Source organism: Niveispirillum sp. BGYR6 (assembly GCF_027568365.1).
Classification (GTDB): Bacteria; Pseudomonadota; Alphaproteobacteria; order Azospirillales; family Azospirillaceae; genus Niveispirillum.
Window position 1 is genome coordinate 122,450 of the sequence record NZ_JANLNL010000010.1, and the last position, 16,678, is coordinate 139,127.

The 16,678-nt window shown below is 62.5% G+C and carries 15 protein-coding genes; 8 read left to right on the plus strand and 7 right to left on the minus strand.

The window, feature by feature from the left end; all coding sequences use genetic code 11:
- The first annotated feature begins 199 nt into the window (after positions 1-199).
- Positions 200-1,480 carry a hypothetical protein gene (locus tag PCJ49_RS19005; protein WP_269912326.1) on the plus strand — a complete coding sequence of 427 codons (1,281 nt, stop codon included), beginning with the start codon at positions 200-202 and terminating at the stop codon, positions 1,478-1,480.
- A gap of 250 nt (positions 1,481-1,730) precedes the next feature.
- On the opposite strand, the gene PCJ49_RS19010 is transcribed toward PCJ49_RS19005, so the two are convergent.
- Both PCJ49_RS19010 and PCJ49_RS19015 read right to left on the minus strand, forming a co-directional pair.
- A complete protein-coding gene (locus PCJ49_RS19010) occupies positions 1,731-4,346 on the minus strand; it encodes a TonB-dependent receptor (RefSeq protein WP_269912327.1) in 2,616 nt (871 codons plus the stop codon).
- Between the two features lie 226 nt (positions 4,347-4,572).
- The gene (locus PCJ49_RS19015; RefSeq protein WP_269912328.1) at positions 4,573-4,821 is read right to left on the minus strand and encodes a hypothetical protein; all 249 of its coding nucleotides are present in this window, start codon (positions 4,819-4,821) and stop codon (positions 4,573-4,575) included.
- 129 nt (positions 4,822-4,950) lie between these two features.
- Here PCJ49_RS19015 and PCJ49_RS19020 point away from each other — a divergent pair, with 129 nt between their 5' ends.
- Together PCJ49_RS19020 and PCJ49_RS19025 are read left to right on the plus strand one after the other, a co-directional pair.
- Positions 4,951-5,514, plus strand: a complete 564-nt coding sequence (locus tag PCJ49_RS19020) for an isochorismatase family protein (protein WP_269912329.1) — start codon at positions 4,951-4,953, stop codon at positions 5,512-5,514.
- An 18-nt stretch (positions 5,515-5,532) separates the two neighbouring features.
- Positions 5,533-5,994, plus strand: a complete 462-nt coding sequence (locus tag PCJ49_RS19025; RefSeq protein ID WP_269912330.1) for a hypothetical protein — start codon at positions 5,533-5,535, stop codon at positions 5,992-5,994.
- Here the strand turns inward: PCJ49_RS19025 and PCJ49_RS19030 are convergent.
- Complete coding sequence (locus PCJ49_RS19030; RefSeq protein WP_256387132.1) at positions 5,988-6,122, minus strand: hypothetical protein; 135 nt, start codon at positions 6,120-6,122, stop codon at positions 5,988-5,990. The two genes, PCJ49_RS19025 and PCJ49_RS19030, sit on opposite strands and share 7 nt — an antisense overlap.
- Before the next feature lie 176 nt (positions 6,123-6,298).
- On the opposite strand from PCJ49_RS19030, the gene PCJ49_RS19035 reads away from it, so the two are divergent.
- Positions 6,299-7,024, plus strand: coding sequence for a hypothetical protein (locus PCJ49_RS19035; RefSeq protein ID WP_089289519.1), 726 nt, complete (start codon positions 6,299-6,301; stop codon positions 7,022-7,024).
- A gap of 4 nt (positions 7,025-7,028) precedes the next feature.
- Here the strand turns inward: PCJ49_RS19035 and PCJ49_RS19040 are convergent, their stop codons facing one another.
- Positions 7,029-9,131 carry a hypothetical protein gene (locus PCJ49_RS19040; RefSeq protein WP_269912331.1) on the minus strand — a complete coding sequence of 701 codons (2,103 nt, stop codon included), beginning with the start codon at positions 9,129-9,131 and terminating at the stop codon, positions 7,029-7,031.
- Positions 9,132-9,245: 114 nt separating this feature from the next.
- Here PCJ49_RS19040 and PCJ49_RS19045 point away from each other — a divergent pair, with 114 nt between their 5' ends.
- The 4 genes from PCJ49_RS19045 to PCJ49_RS19060 all read left to right on the plus strand — a co-directional run bounded on the left by PCJ49_RS19045 (position 9,246) and on the right by PCJ49_RS19060 (position 12,890).
- Positions 9,246-9,863, plus strand: a complete 618-nt coding sequence (locus PCJ49_RS19045) for a peptidylprolyl isomerase (RefSeq protein WP_269912332.1) — start codon at positions 9,246-9,248, stop codon at positions 9,861-9,863.
- A gap of 94 nt (positions 9,864-9,957) precedes the next feature.
- A complete protein-coding gene (locus tag PCJ49_RS19050; protein WP_089289521.1) occupies positions 9,958-10,437 on the plus strand; it encodes a peptidylprolyl isomerase in 480 nt (159 codons plus the stop codon).
- A gap of 162 nt (positions 10,438-10,599) precedes the next feature.
- Positions 10,600-11,358 carry an ABC transporter ATP-binding protein gene (locus PCJ49_RS19055; protein ID WP_089289522.1) on the plus strand — a complete coding sequence of 253 codons (759 nt, stop codon included), beginning with the start codon at positions 10,600-10,602 and terminating at the stop codon, positions 11,356-11,358.
- A complete protein-coding gene (locus PCJ49_RS19060; RefSeq protein WP_269912333.1) occupies positions 11,358-12,890 on the plus strand; it encodes a hypothetical protein in 1,533 nt (510 codons plus the stop codon). The genes PCJ49_RS19055 and PCJ49_RS19060 overlap by 1 nt, the downstream gene beginning before the upstream one ends.
- Positions 12,891-12,993: 103 nt before the next feature.
- Here the strand turns inward: PCJ49_RS19060 and PCJ49_RS19065 are convergent, their stop codons facing one another.
- The 3 genes from PCJ49_RS19065 to PCJ49_RS19075 form a co-directional block, all read right to left on the minus strand.
- Positions 12,994-13,971, minus strand: a complete 978-nt coding sequence (locus PCJ49_RS19065) for an MraY family glycosyltransferase (RefSeq protein ID WP_269912334.1) — start codon at positions 13,969-13,971, stop codon at positions 12,994-12,996.
- Positions 13,972-14,594: 623 nt separating this feature from the next.
- Entirely contained in the window at positions 14,595-15,242 is a 648-nt protein-coding gene (locus PCJ49_RS19070) for a TetR/AcrR family transcriptional regulator (protein WP_269912335.1), read from the minus strand.
- Positions 15,239-16,678 (minus strand): efflux transporter outer membrane subunit, encoded by a 1,440-nt coding sequence (locus PCJ49_RS19075; RefSeq protein WP_269912336.1) that lies wholly within the window; start codon positions 16,676-16,678, stop codon positions 15,239-15,241. The genes PCJ49_RS19070 and PCJ49_RS19075 overlap by 4 nt, the downstream gene beginning before the upstream one ends.

Consider the following 16,678-nt stretch of genomic DNA (forward strand, 5'->3'; position numbering starts at 1 on the left):
GACGCATCACAATGATTGTTGGGCGGCAATATGGTTCAGATTGCCCTCAGAATCAAGGATAAACACGCACAAACGTGCAACGCTTCCAGATTTGTCAACATATTTAGAGAATTGATAAATTGAATGTCACACGGCAATGCCGCCTTCTGACGCTTGGCTGATGTCAATGGACACAGAATTCGAAACATAGAGGTAATTAATGTCTACTGCTCTGTCATGGCCCCCCGCCGTACCACAAAATGTTAACATCACAAGTGCCCAGATTGCAGAAATGAAATTATTAGAAATTCCTCTTTATTATATTCCATGTCAAAGCAATGGAGAAACCTACTACAAGGTAGGCATTGTTGTTAATGTTGCAGTCAATAACGGCAGCGCACAAGGCTCACAATCCAGCTGCCTGTATGAATTCGACACAGGCGGCCCAGGTTTCTGGGCTAATGGGAGTAACTTCAAGGGGTTTCAGTCTGGCAGTTATGACACCGCAATTCAGTATGAAAGTGGCATTACGTACTTTGCTCAATCGACAGAATGTCAAATCAGCTTCTATCTGAGTGGTTCTAACAATCAGACACCAAGCATATCTATAAATATGGGATTGGTTGGGGAATCCTATGTTACAGGACAAGAATCAATAAATACGCCTCACTCAAAATTCGAATCGAATGTTGATGACGACAATAATTTATTTCCAATATATAATTATTTTCAGGGTGATTTTGGCGTATCTCTATCAAGTCTACAAAAATGCAATGTTCCAAGTCAATATTCTGGCGAATTCACCCCTTTATTGGGCGCTTTATCACAAATAATTCAAAACAATGTAAACGGCTTTGTTATTGATCTGGCAAATCTTACTGAACTTCCACAAAATCCATACCTAGGATCAATCCCAATTACTCTCCCAAGCGAGACTAAGGTCGGTCGATTAATTTTAGGTGCCGTTGCGCCTTTAATTGAATATTTTCCGCAGGTATTTAAATTACAAAATAAAGGACAGTTTACCCCTGAAACACAATCAGAAAAACAAAATAGCTATCCCATTTATAGCCCACAATTATTATGTGGTAATGCTTACACAGCCCAAAATGATATACCAAATATAATACTTACTAAAGAAATCACCCAAGCCGCAGTGGCTGTAACTTTGGATACCGGAACGCCCAGTATCCTCTTCGACCAAGGTACAAACATGCAGATTTCTGCAAATCAATTTCCGGATAACACTGAAATTGCCCTTACGGTTGGCGGAGAAGGAGACGATGAAGGAACACCAATGCCAATTCTATACCTGACAAATCCAAAACCCGGAGATGCACCAAACAATATAAACATGTCCACCTCAGCAGGAGGTCTAGGTAACATTAATACTGGAATTTATCCTTTCACACAATTCCCTATTCTCTTTATGATTGGTACAGAACCTAATGCCCCCGGCTTGATTGCCTTCCCTGCGGCGAGTACGACGGTGTCCGGCTAATATCAAGTTGCCATGAGCAGAACGGATCGCAACTTGATACGACGGCGCCCCCCGCCGTACCATCGGCCATGAATTATGACCGATGGTATAACAGGGTACGCAATAGGCTTTCGCGTCACGAGGGTGGGGGATTTTCGGGCCAAGATTAAGAGAGGGTTTTTCAGCACCCTGCCAATCGCCTGACCGTACTCTGGGAAGGTTTTAACAGAAAAGGCGGGCCGCATCTGCTGCGGCCCGCCGTTACGCCGGATCAGAACTTCGCCCGCACGCCGGCCGTATAGCGGCGGCCGTAATAGTAGATTTCGCGCGGCTGGTTCTTGTCGTTACCGTAATTGTAGATGGCGGCCCCGGTCAGGTTGGTGCCTTCCAGCGTCACCGTGATATTCTCGGTGACGGCATAGGAGAGGCTGGCATCCAGGGTGCCGAAATCATCCACATTGGTGTCGGAGCTGACCTCGTTGCCGAAACCGCTCATATAGGCGCTGCGCCAGGAATAGCTGGCACGGGCGCCGAACGGCCCCAGCTCATAGAAGCCAACCAGATTATAGCTGTCCTTGGACAAGCCCGGCAGCAGGTCCCGCACGGTGCGGGTGCCGGTGACGAATTCGGTCTTCACATCGGCATGGGTGTAATTCGCCTGCACGCCCAGCCCGTCAAACGGGGCCGGCAGGAAGCTCATCACCTGCTGATAGGCCAGTTCAAACCCGCGCACCTCGGCATCGCCACCATTGGTCAAGGTGGTGACGCGGATATCGCCACGGCCCGGTACGTCGATCTGGGTGTTGCGGGCGGTGATATAGCTATCCAGCTTCTTGAAGAAGACGCCGCCGGTCAGCGCCGCATCCTTGGCGAAGTACCATTCCAGCGTGGCATCATACTGGGTGGCCAGATAGGGGTTCAGGTTGGGGTTGCCACCGCTGCCGGTGGGGGCATCGTTGGAAATGGTCAGGCGCGGGGCGATATCGCCCAGGTTGGGGCGGGTCAGCACGCGGGCCACGCTGAACCGGCCCACCAGATCGTCGGTCAGGTCGGCCTTGACGTTCAGGCTGGGCAGGAACTTGGTATAGTCCTTCTCATACCGCACCGGGGTGGCGGTGGTGCCATTGCTGGCATGGCCGGCAGAGATCTGCTGGGTATTGACCAGACGGCCACCCAGATTGGCGCTGACGGGGATGGAGCCCAGCTCCGTCTCCATATTCAGGCGGGCGTAACCGCCCCAGATTTCTTCCTGCACATTGAAGCTGTTGGCCTTGTCGGCCGCGGTCAGCGGATTGCTTTCCAGCGCCTTGTTCCAGTATTTGGCAAAGAAGGCCTTGCCATCCGGCACCAGCCAGGTGCGCGGGAAATTGCCGCTATAGTCGGACAGGAAGTCGTTATAGGGGAAACTGTCGAACAGGTCGCTGGAGAAGCTGGCACCGGGCACATTGGCCACGCCGGTGTTGCTGGTGATGTCGCGGCGGAAATAGTCACGCTCCCGCTTGCGATATTCGGCACCGGCCTGGATGCTGGCCAGCGGCCCCATATTCAGTTCGCGCGTCACATCCAGACGCCCGCCCCAATCGGTATCGTTGCTGTCCTGCATCCGATATTCCAGCCGGCGGCCGACATAGGAGGCCGGGTTGTTCAGATCGGTGCTGGTAATCAGATCATAGGCATTCTTGTAACCACGGGTAAAATCCATGGTCAGCGGCAGATAGGTCTGCAACCGGGTGCGGGAGATAGGGTCTTCGCTGATCGAATGCGCCTTGGAGTAGGACACATCCATATCGACGATCCAGCCGTCACCGCTGGTGAATTTCTGGTTCAGGCCCGCCACGTACAGGTCATGGCGCTGGCCCGAGGTCTCCCGCGAGGCCATGGTGAAGACGTTATCGAACGTGCCCTTTACAAGGGTACCATTCTTGATGGTGAAGCTGCCGGGGCGCGGCTTGGCGGCGCTGTCGCCGGGGTAAATATCGATGCCGTATTCGTCATAGTCGTTACGCAGACGGGAGAACAACAGATCGACATTGGTTTCCCAGCGCGCATCCGGCTGCCATTGCAGGGCGCCGGCCACGGTGTAGCGCTTGCGGTCTTCCTGCTCGATGGTCGGGCGGATGCGGGTCGGCGTCCAGGTGTCGCCGCCAAACAGGGAGGACCAGCCCTTCTTGATCTCAAAGCCGGTGCTATATTCGCGGTCCTGGCGGACGGAACGCTTCATGTAGGAGCCGGCCAGCAGCAGGCCCAGGCTCTTATCGTCATTCACCCAGGAGACGATGCCCGACGCCGACGGATCGGTCTTTTCCCGCAGGTCGGAATAGCTGCCCTGTACCGTGCCGCTGACCGTGGTGCCCAGATCAAACGGGCGCACGGTGCGCACATCGATATTGCCACCGATGGCGCCTTCATTCATGTCGGCCGTGGGGGACTTCACCACATCGATGCGGGAAACCAGTTCCGGCGGCAGCACGTCGAAGCGGAACTGACGGCCATTGACGCCGCCATTTTCCACATTCTCGTTCACGGCGATGGAGCGGCCATTCAACTGCGTGGTCTGGAAGTTGGAGGCCAGACCACGCACGGCGATATCAAGACCCTCGCTGCGGCTGCGGGTCATGGTGATGCCGGTGACCAGCTGCAGCGCCTCGGCAACATTCTGGTTGGGGAACTTGCCGATATCTTCGGAGGAGACCGAATCCACCACCTTGTCGGCATTGCGCTTCACGTCGCGGGCGGCCTGCAGGCTGCGGCTATAGGTGCCGGTGACGACGATTTCTTCCATCTCCTCCGTCGCGGGGGCGACATCGGCGAAGGCCGTCATGGCCGGGACGCAGGCAAGGCAAAGCGCCAGCGCAGAGGCGCTGCGCAGCAGGAAAGTCCGGTGCATCGGTCAACCTGTGGGGTCGGATTGGCAACAGCCCCACGGCCATCAGGGGCCGCCGGGACAAGGCGGCTTATAGGCCCCAAAGGTGACAGTATCTGCGCAGATAGATTTCAGATTTATTTCGCGGTGCAAACGTTTGAAACTTGCCCAACCAGCATACCTTTATATGCTTGGCGTTCCGCCACTCACAGCCCTGTCAATATCCATTTTTGCAGGGGAAATCCGCTTCTCAACTCAACCGCATCGCCACCTGTTTGCTGCCGGGTGTACGGGCCAGGCACTGCTGCAGGGCGGCAACACGGGCATCCACCCCCTGTGCACCGGGATATGATGCCTGGACATAGGCGGCACAGCCGGCAAAGCCGGGATGTTCTTCGGCCACCTGTAAAGGGGCGGAAGCGGTGAGGGTATTGGGGGCGGTGGTGCAGGCACCGAGAAGCAGCAGCAATCCCGTGCCCGCCAATGACAAGCGGCGCATGGCCCTGATTCCTGTTAAGATGGCGATGAGGTTGATGAAACCTAATCCAGGGCCCGCCGGCCCTCAGTGACACGGCTCACAGCGCCGTCCCTGCCGCCGCATGGCGGCCTTGCAGCAAGGGATCATGCCATGTCAGGCCCCGCCGACCGCTCCGCCCCCACCCCGCTGGTGCTGACCGGGAACAGCCGGCTGGTCATCATTGATGTGCAGGACCGGCTGCTGGCCGCCATTGATGGGGCGGAACAGGTGGTGGCACGGTGCGAATTGCTGGCCCGCGCCGCCCATCGGCTGGGCATCCCGCTCGCCGCCACGGATCAGAACCCGGCCGGCATCGGCCCCACCACCGCCCGGCTGGCCACCCTGGTGCCGCTGCGTTTCAGCAAGGTGCATTTTGCCGCCAGCAACCAGGGCGATTTCCTGGCCTGGGCCGCTGGCGGGGGAACCGTGCTGCTTTGCGGCACAGAGGCGCATATCTGCGTGCTGCAGACGGCCCTGGGCCTGACAGGCTTGGGTTTGAAGGTGGCGGTGGTGGTGGATGCCATCGGCTCCCGCCACCCGTCCGACAAGGCTGCAGCGCTGGACCGGCTGCGCCATCACCGGGTTGAACTGGTAACGGCGGAGATGGTGGTGTTCGAATGGCTGGAACGCTATGACCGGCCGGAATTCAAGGAATTGCTGCGGCTGGTGAAGTGACCAGCGGGGAGTTTCGCCATGATCACGGAAAACAGCTATCGGCGCTCCCGGATATTTCCGGGCCTCCTCGCCGCCGGGGCGGTATCCGCCGCGGCGATGTTCCCCGTCGTGGGGTTCTACGAGTCTTTTGACATGTTTACCCGGCAAGGCGGGTTATGGGAGCCCGACAAGGCGCTGGCACTGCTGCGTCTCTATGCCTTTACCGCCGGGCTTTCCATCCCGCTGACGCTGATGCTGGGTGCAATCATCTTCGCGCTGTTGATCCGGCGGGTTCCGTTCACCCCTCGCCACTGCGCTGCGGTGGGCGGGTTCTTGGTGCCGCTGCCCTTTGCAGGGTTTCCCGATATGGGCAGCCTGGCCGGGACGATACCCCTGGCACTCATCACCCTGATCGGGGCGGCGGCCGGGCTGACCTTCTGGCGTATCGTCAGGATCGGGCCGGCGGATCAGCCCGCCGGCCCGTCAGCATCATCTCAGTGATGGCCATGCCCATGGTGGCCATGGCCGTGACCATGATCGCCATCGCCTTCCGGCGCCTTGATGGCGGCAATGCAGATGCCGGCCAGCACGCTGGCGGCGACGAAAATACCGATGACGGCGAAGCTCATGATCGATGCATTCCTGAACAGGGAGGGCCGGCGGCGAAATTAGCCGGTGTGGCCGCCGGGCGCAATGGTGGCGACCACACCGCGCCGCACCCCGCTTGTAATTCGCCAAGCGGCTGATTAGGTTCCCGTGCGGGTTCACCCCTATCGTTTCACCCCAGCCGGATTGTGGCGACGACATGAGCTACGGCCTTTATGACCATCATCGGCGCTATCGCCGCCGCTTCTGGGCCCGGATTATCAAGCTTGGGCTGTGGCTGCTGGTCCTGGGCGGGGTGGCCGGCTTCTCCTATCTGGTCGGCGTCGAACAGCTGAAATCGCGCCAGGGCTCCATGCAGGAAGAGCTGGCCAATGCCACCGCCGCCAAGGACAAGGCCGAACGGCGCGCCGGGCAGTTGCAGCAGATCGCCCAGTCGCTGGAGGTGAAGACCAAGGAGCTGGAAATCCGCCTGCAGCGCGAAGTGCCCAGCGGGGAGCTGGCGCGGCTGTCGGAATTGCTGTCGCGCAAGCTGGCCGAAGGGGTGAAGCCGGAACGTATCGCCTTTCTTCTGGAACAGGCCAGCAACCCGCGGTCCTGCGCCCGGCCGGAAACCAAGCGCTTCGTGCTGCCCACGCCGATTTATCGCGGCGCCAATACCAGTGTTGCTTTCGCCGATGGCAGCCTGGTGGTGACCGGCGAAGGCGTGCCCGCCCGCAATGCCGGCGGCAGCCCGGAGGCCTGGTACGACCCGGCCAAGCCGGTCACCCTGCGCATCAGCAATGGCGATGCCCCGGCGCAGGAAATTTCCGGCGTGCTGCCCCTGCAGCACTCGCTGATCGCCTCGGACAAGGAAGTGAAGCTGACCGTCAGCGCCGGCGCCCGTTCCTTTGTGGAGGTCACCGGCGAAGTCTGCCGCTTCCCCTGATCCGTCAGCCACCGCGCAGATAGGCCGCCACGGCTGCGTCCAGCGCCGGGGGACGGGCGGGCGGCCCTGCATCTGCCGGCGGGCGCAGATGCAGGCTCAACCCCATGGCATAGCCGCCATAAAGGTCCGGGTTGCCACCGTCCAGCCGCAGCACCGGGGCGTCGGCCCCCGGGCTCAGCCGCAATTGGCGAAATTGGTAATGGCGCAAGGCCGCCGCCACCAGGGCCGGGCTGTCAGTCTGCCGCGGGTCAAGGAAGGGCGGGACGGTCTCCGCCCCTTGCCAGATGATCTGCCCCGGCCCCACCGCCTGGAAGCCCCCAAGCGGTAAGGACCTGCCATCCAGCGGCAGATCAATGCGACCGGCAATCACCCCTTCCGCCGACAGCGGCGCCATGCCCAGCGCCGCCAGCACCGGGCCGGCCGCGCTGTCGGGCAGGGTCAGGGCCAGGGGGGACGGCGCCTTGCCCAGGGTGAAACGGCTGGGCGCCAGCTGCAGGGCAAGGCCGGACCAGCTGACCAGGGCCGGGCCGACCAACAGCTGGCCATCCCCCGGCAGTTCCACCGACAGCGCCCCGCCATCCAGCACCATGCCGGCCGCCCGCAGCCGGCCCAGCCACAAATTCTGCGCCGGCATGGCCAGCGGCGACAGCGTGTCGAACCACAGCACGCCGGACAGCCCCTCCACCTGCCCGCCGTTCCAGGAAAATCCCGCCTGATCCAGCAACAGATGGGCGGCACTGGTGGAACCGGCGGCGTCCTGGGCATAGGTCAGGCGCAACCCGACACGCCCCCGCGCCGCCGTCAGCCAGCGGGCAAGCCAGGGGGAGAGGGCATCCAGGGACCGGCCTGCCAGCCCCAGATTCTGGGGCGGGATTTCCAGCATCAGCCGGGCCTCGCCCCCCGGCTGCCACGCCGCCTCCCCCCGCACCAGCGGCTGCCCGGCAAGGTCGGTCGCCGACAGGCTGGCCGTCCATTGCCCCGGCTGCCCGCGATCCAGGCGCAGCACCGGGCGCAGCGGCACCAGCAGCGGGGCCGGCCCGCCCAGATGCAGGCTGTCGGCCGAGAGAATCAAGGCGCCCTCCGCCGCCGGGGCGGTCAGGGTCAGGCCATGGGCCGCCACGCCCAGCGCGGGCAGGAACAGCGCGCCACCGGCCGGGCTTTCCACCTGCCAGCCCTGTGCGCCCCGGCGCAATAACAGGGGCAGGCTGGCGCGATTATCGCGGGGGCCGTCCTGGATACCGATCCCCTCCGCACTCACCTGCCCTTCCAGCCGGGTCGGGGTGCCCGACAGGGATAGGCTGAGCCGGCCCGCCTGCAGGGGGCCGGCCGCGTCCGGCAAGGTCAGCAGCCCCTGCAACGCCAGCGCCCCGTCCTTGTCCGACTTGGCGGAAAGCTCCAGCCGCAGGGGGAAGAGGCCCCAGAGCGCCAGCTTCTCCAACTGCACATGCCCTTCCCCCACCGGCGGCGCGCCGGCGGGCAAGCGGATTCGCATGGTCCCGCTGGCCTGCGGGCCAGCGCCGGCCGGGCTGGCCGTGACCGCAATTTCGGACGGCTGCCCCGGCAGCAGGCTGCCCTGCAGCGCCAGATGGGCCAGCACGGCCCCACCGCCCAACAGCTGCCCCTGGCCGTCGGCCTGCCAGCCGCCCGCCGGCAGCGGGGTCAGGCTGGCCTGCATCACCTGCGCCGAAGCTGGCAGCACGGGGTTGTCCGGCAGCGGCAGGGGAATATCCCGCAGCTGAATGCTGGGCCATTGCCAGCGCTCCGCCCCCGCCGGCGGCAAAGGCGGCGGCGACCAGCCGGCCAGCGACAGGTCGCTGATCAGCAGCGCATCCAGCCGCCGGCCCCACAGGCCGGGTAGGCTGTAGCCCAGGGTGAAGCGGGCATGGCAGGCCGGGGCGCAGCGCGTATCCAGCAACAGGGTGCCGCTGGCCTGATCACCGCCCAGTTCCGTCAAGGTCACCTGGGCGCCGGTCAGCCCCTCCGCCCAGAGCGCCTGGGTCAGGGCGCGTTCCACCAGCCCCGGCAGCATCTGCCGCCCCACCAGGAAGAGTATCAGGCCCGAAAGGGCCAGCCCCGCCGCCAGCCAAAGCCGATATTGCCGCACCATCCGCCCCATCACCCTTTGCCGGATCGCCCGGATAGGTAAAATCCACCCAGCATCAATAAACGCCAAGGGTTCCCTTGCAAGGCCGTGGCCGTTATCGTCGGGCCAGGAAAAAACATGGATCGGGGAGAAACCATGGCGATGCTGCGCCGCCTGCTGCTGTTGCTGCCGCTGGCCCTGGTGCTGGCCCTGCCGGCGGGGGCCGCCCCCGCCTATAAGGCCAAGCCGGAGGATATTCTCTATCTGCAACTGGCCAGCGGCCGCATCACCATCAGTATGCGGCCGGATGTGGCACCGCTGCATGTCGCCCGCATCCGCCAGCTGGTGCGACGCGGCTTTTATGATGGGCTGGCCTTTCACCGGGTGCTGAAGGGCTTTCTGGTCCAGACGGGCGACCCGCGTGGCAATGGGGCCGGCGGCACCGGCCGCTATCTGATGCTGGAACCATCGGACCTGCCGCATGAACGCGGCACCGTCTCCATGGCGCGCGGGATGCACAAGGACAGCGCCGACAGCCAGTTCTTCATCCTGATGCGGGCAGAACCGCAGCTGGACCGCAAATATACCGTCTGGGGCAAGGTGACTCAGGGGATGGAGCTGGTGGACAAGCTCAAGACCGGCGATATGAAAAAAGATGGCCGCGTGACTGACCCCGACCGCATCATCCGCGCCTGGATCGCGGCGGATGGGGAGGGGCCGCCGGCAGCGGCCAACCCGCAGCCCCAGAAGAAATAGACGGCGGCAACGCATAAAGCGCCGGTTTTCATCCGGTCCCCATATCGCTATGGTGCGCGCCGGCCCATAAAACACCGACCAAGGAACCGACACGATGGATTTGGAAAACACCCTGTATCTCGATCTGGCCGGCGGCCGCGTCACCATTGAGCTGCGTCCCGACCTGGCGCCGAAGCATGTCGCCCGCATCAAGGAGCTGGCGCGCGAAGGCTTCTATGATGGGCTGAAATTCCATCGCGTCATCGAAGGCTTCATGGCGCAGGGCGGCTGCCCGCGCGGTGATGGCACCGGCGGTTCGGGCCAGAACCTGCCGCAGGAATTCAGCCGCCAGCCGCATGTGCGCGGCACCTGCTCGATGGCCCGCGCCGCCAGCCCGAACAGCGCCGACAGCCAGTTCTTCATCTGCTTCGCCGATGCCCGCTTCCTGGACGGCCAGTACACCGTCTGGGGCCAGGTGACCGAGGGGATGGAGCATGTGGACGCCATCAAGCGCGGCCAGGGCCGCAATGGCGAGGTGAAGGACCCCGACCAGATCATCAAGCTGCAGGTCGCGGCCGACGCCGAAGCCGCCTGATCCTACACAGACGGTTTGATCACACAGAACCGCCGCCGGCCTGCCCGGCGGCGGTTTTGTTTTGCCCGCACGGTGGATGGATGCGGCTTGGTTAATTATGCTGCGTCAGCGCAGTGGTTTGGCTAACATCCTGTGGCCTGATACACCACATGGGTTGCAATCATGCCTGATCATTCCGCAAGCCCTGCCCTGGAAATCCGCGCCTTGCGCAAATCATATGGCGCAAAGGAGGCGGTGAAGGGCATCGACCTTTCCATCCAGCCGGGGGAATTTTACGGGCTGCTGGGCCCCAACGGCGCCGGCAAAACAACGACCCTGAAAATGGTGGTCGGGCTGCTGCGCCCGGATGCCGGCAGCATTTCCGTCTTTGGCGTGGATACGCAGAGCCGGGGGGTGGAGGCCAAGCGCCTGATCGCCTGGCTGCCGGACGAGCCGATGCTGTATGACAAGCTGACCCCGCTGGAATATCTGGAATTCGTCGCCGGACTCTGGGGCATTGACGCCGGTCGCGCCCGGGATGAGGCGGAAAGGCTGCTGACCCGGCTGGAATTATGGGATCACCGGGATGAGCGCTGCGAGGGCTTTTCCCGCGGCATGAAGCAGAAGGCCGCCCTGGCCGGCGCGCTGATCCATGATCCGCGCCTGTTGATCCTGGACGAGCCCTTGACCGGGCTGGATGCCGCCATCGCCCGGCAGGTGAAAGACCTGCTGCTGGAACGGGCGCGGGCAGGCTGCACCATCATCCTGACCACCCATATCATGGAGGTGGCGGAACGGCTGGTGGACCGTATCGGCATCATCCAGCATGGGCAGCTGGTGGCGGAAGGCACCCTGGACGCCCTGCGCCAGCAGGCCGGCCGCAGCGGTGGCACGCTGGAAGAGGTGTTCCTGGATCTGGTCGCCACGCGGGGGGCCGCCTGATGCTGCCCGCCTTGCGCCCTGGTTCCCTTCCCTGGCTGCTGCGCCACGAACTGCGCCTGTCGTTCCGCACCAAGCGGAATGGCCCCTGGATGATCGCCGGCTCCATCGTGCTGCTGCTGATGCTGCATGGGGTTGGCATCATGTCCGCCTTCGGCTTCGCCAAAATGGACCTGCCAGCCCCCGTGCTGCATCTGATGCTGGGGGGCGCCGGCCTGTTCACGATGGCGATGAATATCGCCATCGCCCTGCAATTGCTGGTGAACGGGCTCTATACGCGGGGGGATTACGATCTGCTGCTCTCCTCCCCCCTGTCGCCGCGCGTCATTCTGCCGGTGCGATTGATGGGAACCTTGATCGCGCTCTCGGCCGGGGTTCTGATCTTTACCGCTCCCTTCATCAATGGCGGGGCGCTTATTGTCTCCTGGCGATGGCTGGTGGGCTATCTGACCCTGCCCACCCTCAGCCTAATCACCCTGTCCTTCTCTTTCCTGCTGCTGCTGGGCCTGGTGCGGGTGCTGGGGCCAAGACGGGCCCGAACGGTGGCCCAGGTGACCGCAGGCATTGTCGGTATCGGCGGGGCTCTGTCCTGGCAGCTGATGAATATGAAGGGGGGAGGCAGCGGAGAGCGTACCCGCGCCGGCATGGAGACAGCGTTGAAGCTGGCCGATACGCCGATTGCGCTGGCTGTGCGCTGGCTGGGCGCCGCCATGTCGGGGGAGCCGGGGCCCCTGGCCATCCTGCTGCTGGTCGGCATCGGTGGTTTCACCGCCATCTGCTGGTTCAGCGGCCCGGCCTTCCTGCGGCTGGCCGCCAGCACCGGGGCCACCGACGCCAGCCCACGCCGCCAGAAAAACCGACCGATGGGGTTGCGGGTGCGCGGCCGCACCTTGTCCGTCCTGTTGAAGGAATGGCGGCTGATCTGGCGTGACCCGGCCTTGCTGACCCAGGTGCTGTCCATCGCGTTGATGATCGTCCCCATGGGCTTTTCCCTGCATGGCAAGACCATCACGACCATGGGGAACGCGCCGTTATACATGGGATGGCTGATTGTTCCCCCCAGCCTGGGCCTGCTTGCCGGTGCCATGGTATGGCTGGCCGTGGTGGCAGAGGATGCACCGGACCTGCTGGGCACCGCGCCTGTGCCCCGGATGCGGCTGCTGGCGGATCAGCTTCTGGCGGCCGGCCTGCCCTCCCTCGCCATTCTCAGCGCTGTCAGCCTTTACCTGCTGCCAGCCTATGGCATGGCGGCGGTCGGCATCTGGCTGACCGGGGTGCTGGCCATCCTGCTGTTCCTGCTGCTGGATATGCGCCAAGCCCCGGTGGAAGGGGGCCGTAAGGCTTTCCAGAAGCGCTATCAGGGTAATTATTTCATCCTGGTGGCAGAGCTGTTGCTGGCCTTCGCCCTCTATGGCGTGGCCAGCCTTGCTGTCTGGGGTAACCCGCTCTGGATCATCCCGGCGCTGCTGCTGGCCATCGGGCTGGCGGCCGCCGCCCTGCTGACCCAACCCCCGCGCCTTGCCCATCTGGGATAGCCGGCAAGGGCCGTAAAATAAAAGGCCGGGGCTTCAACGCCCCGGCCTTTTATTTGGCAATAGGATCAAGCAAACCGCTGATAAGCGGCCGCTGACAATGGTTTCAGCGAGCCTCGCCGCTGACGGCAGCCGGGGTAGGTGCCTGCACCAAAGCGGTCCGGGCGATCACGGCACGATACAGCATCAAGGTAAGGGCCAAAGTGACCACGAAACCGGCAGGGCCACCGACCAGCATACCCAGCAAATTCGGAACACCCACCATCAGCCAATAGACGACAGCGGTGCGCACCGGCGACACCAGCCAGCGCAGCAGATAATGGTGCAGATGTTCCCGGTCAGCAGAGAACGGCGCGCGGCCGGAACGGGTGCGGGAGATGATCAGGCGCAGGCAATCCAGCACCGGCAGCAGGAACAGCCCCACCAGCTGCATGTTGGTCAGGCCGCTGTCTGGCTGGGCAACAATGGCCAGCCCCAGCAAACCGATCACGGCAGAGATGCCATAGGCCCCGCTGTCACCAAGGAAAATGCGGCCCCGCATGTTGAAGCACAGGAACACCACACCACCAAAGAACAGCAGCAGCGACAGCCACGCCAAGACCCCGGTTCCGGTGAAGAAGAAGAACAAGGCCCAGATCATAGCGGCGCCACTGGCCACACCATTGGCGCCATCGCTCATGTTGAAGGCGTATTGGAAGCCCACCAGACTGACGATGGTCAGCACGGCACCGACAACCGGCGCCATCGTAACCAGCGTTCCCTCACCGAAATTCAAGGTCTCAATCGCCAGATGCGGGGACAGGATCACCGCCAGGGAGAACATGACCAGCGAAACAGAGAGGCGGATCGCCGGGGGCAAATGCTCCCGGTCATCCATCATGCCCATGATGAACAGGACGGTGGCCGTAGGTACGATGACCCAGTGGGAGACCTCACCGGTCATGACGGAAAGGACAATGCCAATCAGCGCCGCCGGCAGCAGGATGGCCAGACCGCCGATCAGCGGAACAGCACCACGGTGCAGTTTGCGGTACGTATCAGGCTTGTCCATCACCCCCAGCAAGGTTCCGATCCGGGGCGCCATCAGGCAGATCAGCGCAGACGCGGCGATCTGCAGAACAAGAGCTATCGCATAATTCAATTTGCCCACCTTCTGCGCGGGTTTTAGGAACGGGCTATCACCGACCAAATAAACCCGTCATCCCCTGCGCATTTCAGGCGCAAGCAATGCCAAGCTCCCTGGTGGGAGAGCACCTTTGCCGTTTATCCGCGGTCCGCCCCTTCGTTCCGCAGTGCCGAAGCAATGTTGCTTTACCACAACCTGCTGCCGCTGGTGAAGACATTAGCTCAAGCTTCGCCTGCGTCAAAAGCAGAGTTTCAAGAATACAACTTTCTAGGCAGGCTCCCCCGGTTGGGCAAGCTCCACGGTCTCTTTCGCTGAGGAGTCGTATGCAATTTCGGTAGGGAAACCGCCATTACCAACCCGAGTAACGACGTTTGGCATAACCCAAAATGCCGAAAATGAGAATTGCTATGATTTCCTTTGAGGGCGGATGCGCAACTTTCGCAACGCATCGCCCCGACACTATTGGACATCAGCGCAAAAAATCCCGCGCCGCAACATAAAGTGACGAATCAGTCCACTTGGCACCTCTTTTGTCGCGCGAAAGTAACATCCGATCCATTAGGTTCCCCTGCGTCAACGGATCAGGGGGAGGCCCGGATGCCCTCCAGGAAGATGCGCACGGCCACCTCGACATCGCCCAGCACCTCTTCCCGCGTCGGCGGATCGGGCATTTCAGCCGCCAACCGGAACATCGCATCCCCCCAGGCCATGCTGAAAAAGATGCGGGCATATCGTTCCGGGTCCGGAATATAATAGGCACCGTCTCGGGAAATATCCGCCAGATAGGCGCCCAGCATCCGGTTACCTTCCACGAAGCCCTGTTCATGGAAGACCTGCGTCAGATGCGGAAATTTCCGCCCCTCGGCCAGCACGACCCGAGTCAGGGCCAGATTGGCCGGCGATAACAGCACGTCTACCGAACGCACTGCCATTTCCCGCAGCACCTCCCCCGGCGGGCGGGAGCGCACGGCATCGGCCGAAAGCGGTGCCAATACCGCCTGACAGCATTCCACCAGCATGGCCTCCAGCAGCCCGTCCTTGCTGCCGAACAGCTGATAGATGGTGGCGCGCGACCCGCCAGAGAGGGTGAGAATCTCGCTGAGACTGGCCTTCTCATAGCCTTTCTGCAGAAAGACGATGCTGGCCGCATCCAGAATCGCGCGCCGCCGCATCTCCCCACGGCTGGGACGACGCCCGGCCATGGGGATGGCGGGTTTTATCCCGGTCACGGTGTTGCGTCGACCGTGGCCGTTCCACCGGCCAGCGTGCCGCCCCCCAGCGCCTTATACAGCGTCACCAGATTGGACAGACGCTGCAGCCGGACAGAGATCAGGCTCTGCTGGGCGGCATAAAGCGCCCGCTGGCTGTCCAGCACAGTCAGGTAATCATCCACCCCGCGTTCATAGCGGGCCTTGGACAGGTTGAAGCTGCTCTGCGTCGCCGCCACCAGCCCTTCCTGCGCCCGCAACTGGTCCGTCAGCGTCCCCCGCGCCGCCAGACCATTGGCCACCTCCTGGAAGGCGGTGCGCACCGTCTGGCGATACTGGGCCACGGCAATGTCGCGGTTGGCCTTGGCCACACCCAGATTGGCCTCGTTGGCGCCGAAGTCAAAAATTGGCAGCGTGGCAGACGGTGCCACGCTCCATGCCTTCGTTCCGCTATCGAAAAGATTGGACAGGCTGCCCGAAACGGTACCGATGGAAGAGGTCAGCGAGATGCTGGGGAAGAAGGCGGCCCGCGCCGCACCGATATTGGCATTGGCGGAACGCAGGGAATATTCCGCCTGCAAAACGTCTGGGCGATGCACCAGCAGGTCGGATGGCAGGCCGCCCGGCAGATCCGGCAGCATATAGGTGCCATCCTCTGCGGCCAGCGTGGCCAGCCCGGCATCCACCGGGCCGCCGACCAGCACGGTCAGGGCGTTGATGTCCTGATCGACCTGCCGGCGATAGAGCGCCTGGTTGGCACGCGCTGTCTCCAGCGTCGTCTGGGCCTGGCTCAGCTCCAACTGGGTGCGCACGCCCCGGTCGAAGCCGATCTTGATCAGGTCATAGCTTTCCTGCTGGGCCTTCAGCGTATCGTCCGTCAGCTTCAGCAACGCCTTGTCGGACAGCAGGGTCAGCCAGGCATTGGCCACCTCCGCTACCAGCGAGAGCTGGGTGGAACGCTGCGCCTGTTCGGTGGCCAGGAAGCTCTGCAGCGCCGCGTCAGACAGGTTGCGCACCCGGCCAAAGAAATCCAGCTCAAAGGCGGTGATGCCCAGATTGGCCTGGTACTGTTCGGTCACCATGGAGCGGCCATTGCTGGAGCTGGCGGCCGGCACGCCCTGCCGACTGGCCGAAACACCGGCATTCAGCTTCGGCAACAGGTCGGACCGGTTGATGCGGTACTGAGCACGCGCCCGCTCCACATTGGCCACTGCCACTTCCAGGTTGGCATTATTGGCCAGTGCCCGCTCGATCAGGCCTTTCAGGGCCGGATCGCGGAAGAATTCCTGCCAGGCGATGGCGGCGGCCTTCTGATCGGCCGCCTTCACCGGGCCGGCAGATGCCGGCCAGGCACTGGCGACGCCGGTTTCCGGTCGCACCGTCTCCGGCGCCAGGCTGCACCCGGCCAGCCAGAGGGTCAAAGGCAGGGTGAGGGCAAGTTTGGCATGGGTTCTCAT

Excerpts from the sequence above, each read along its gene's own strand:
- PCJ49_RS19005 (WP_269912326.1), top strand. The coding sequence starts at position 200 with ATGTCTACTGCTCTGTCATGGCCCCCCGCCGTACCACAAAATGTTAAC.
- PCJ49_RS19010 (WP_269912327.1), bottom strand. The coding sequence starts at position 4,346 with ATGCACCGGACTTTCCTGCTGCGCAGCGCCTCTGCGCTGGCGCTTTGC.
- PCJ49_RS19015 (WP_269912328.1), bottom strand. The coding sequence starts at position 4,821 with ATGCGCCGCTTGTCATTGGCGGGCACGGGATTGCTGCTGCTTCTCGGT.
- PCJ49_RS19020 (WP_269912329.1), top strand. The coding sequence starts at position 4,951 with ATGTCAGGCCCCGCCGACCGCTCCGCCCCCACCCCGCTGGTGCTGACC.
- PCJ49_RS19025 (WP_269912330.1), top strand. The coding sequence starts at position 5,533 with ATGATCACGGAAAACAGCTATCGGCGCTCCCGGATATTTCCGGGCCTC.
- PCJ49_RS19030 (WP_256387132.1), bottom strand. The coding sequence starts at position 6,122 with ATGAGCTTCGCCGTCATCGGTATTTTCGTCGCCGCCAGCGTGCTGGCC.
- PCJ49_RS19035 (WP_089289519.1), top strand. The coding sequence starts at position 6,299 with ATGAGCTACGGCCTTTATGACCATCATCGGCGCTATCGCCGCCGCTTC.
- PCJ49_RS19040 (WP_269912331.1), bottom strand. The coding sequence starts at position 9,131 with ATGGTGCGGCAATATCGGCTTTGGCTGGCGGCGGGGCTGGCCCTTTCG.
- PCJ49_RS19045 (WP_269912332.1), top strand. The coding sequence starts at position 9,246 with ATGGATCGGGGAGAAACCATGGCGATGCTGCGCCGCCTGCTGCTGTTG.
- PCJ49_RS19050 (WP_089289521.1), top strand. The coding sequence starts at position 9,958 with ATGGATTTGGAAAACACCCTGTATCTCGATCTGGCCGGCGGCCGCGTC.
- PCJ49_RS19055 (WP_089289522.1), top strand. The coding sequence starts at position 10,600 with ATGCCTGATCATTCCGCAAGCCCTGCCCTGGAAATCCGCGCCTTGCGC.
- PCJ49_RS19060 (WP_269912333.1), top strand. The coding sequence starts at position 11,358 with ATGCTGCCCGCCTTGCGCCCTGGTTCCCTTCCCTGGCTGCTGCGCCAC.
- PCJ49_RS19065 (WP_269912334.1), bottom strand. The coding sequence starts at position 13,971 with ATGGCGCCCCGGATCGGAACCTTGCTGGGGGTGATGGACAAGCCTGAT.
- PCJ49_RS19075 (WP_269912336.1), bottom strand. The coding sequence starts at position 16,678 with ATGAGAACCCATGCCAAACTTGCCCTCACCCTGCCTTTGACCCTCTGG.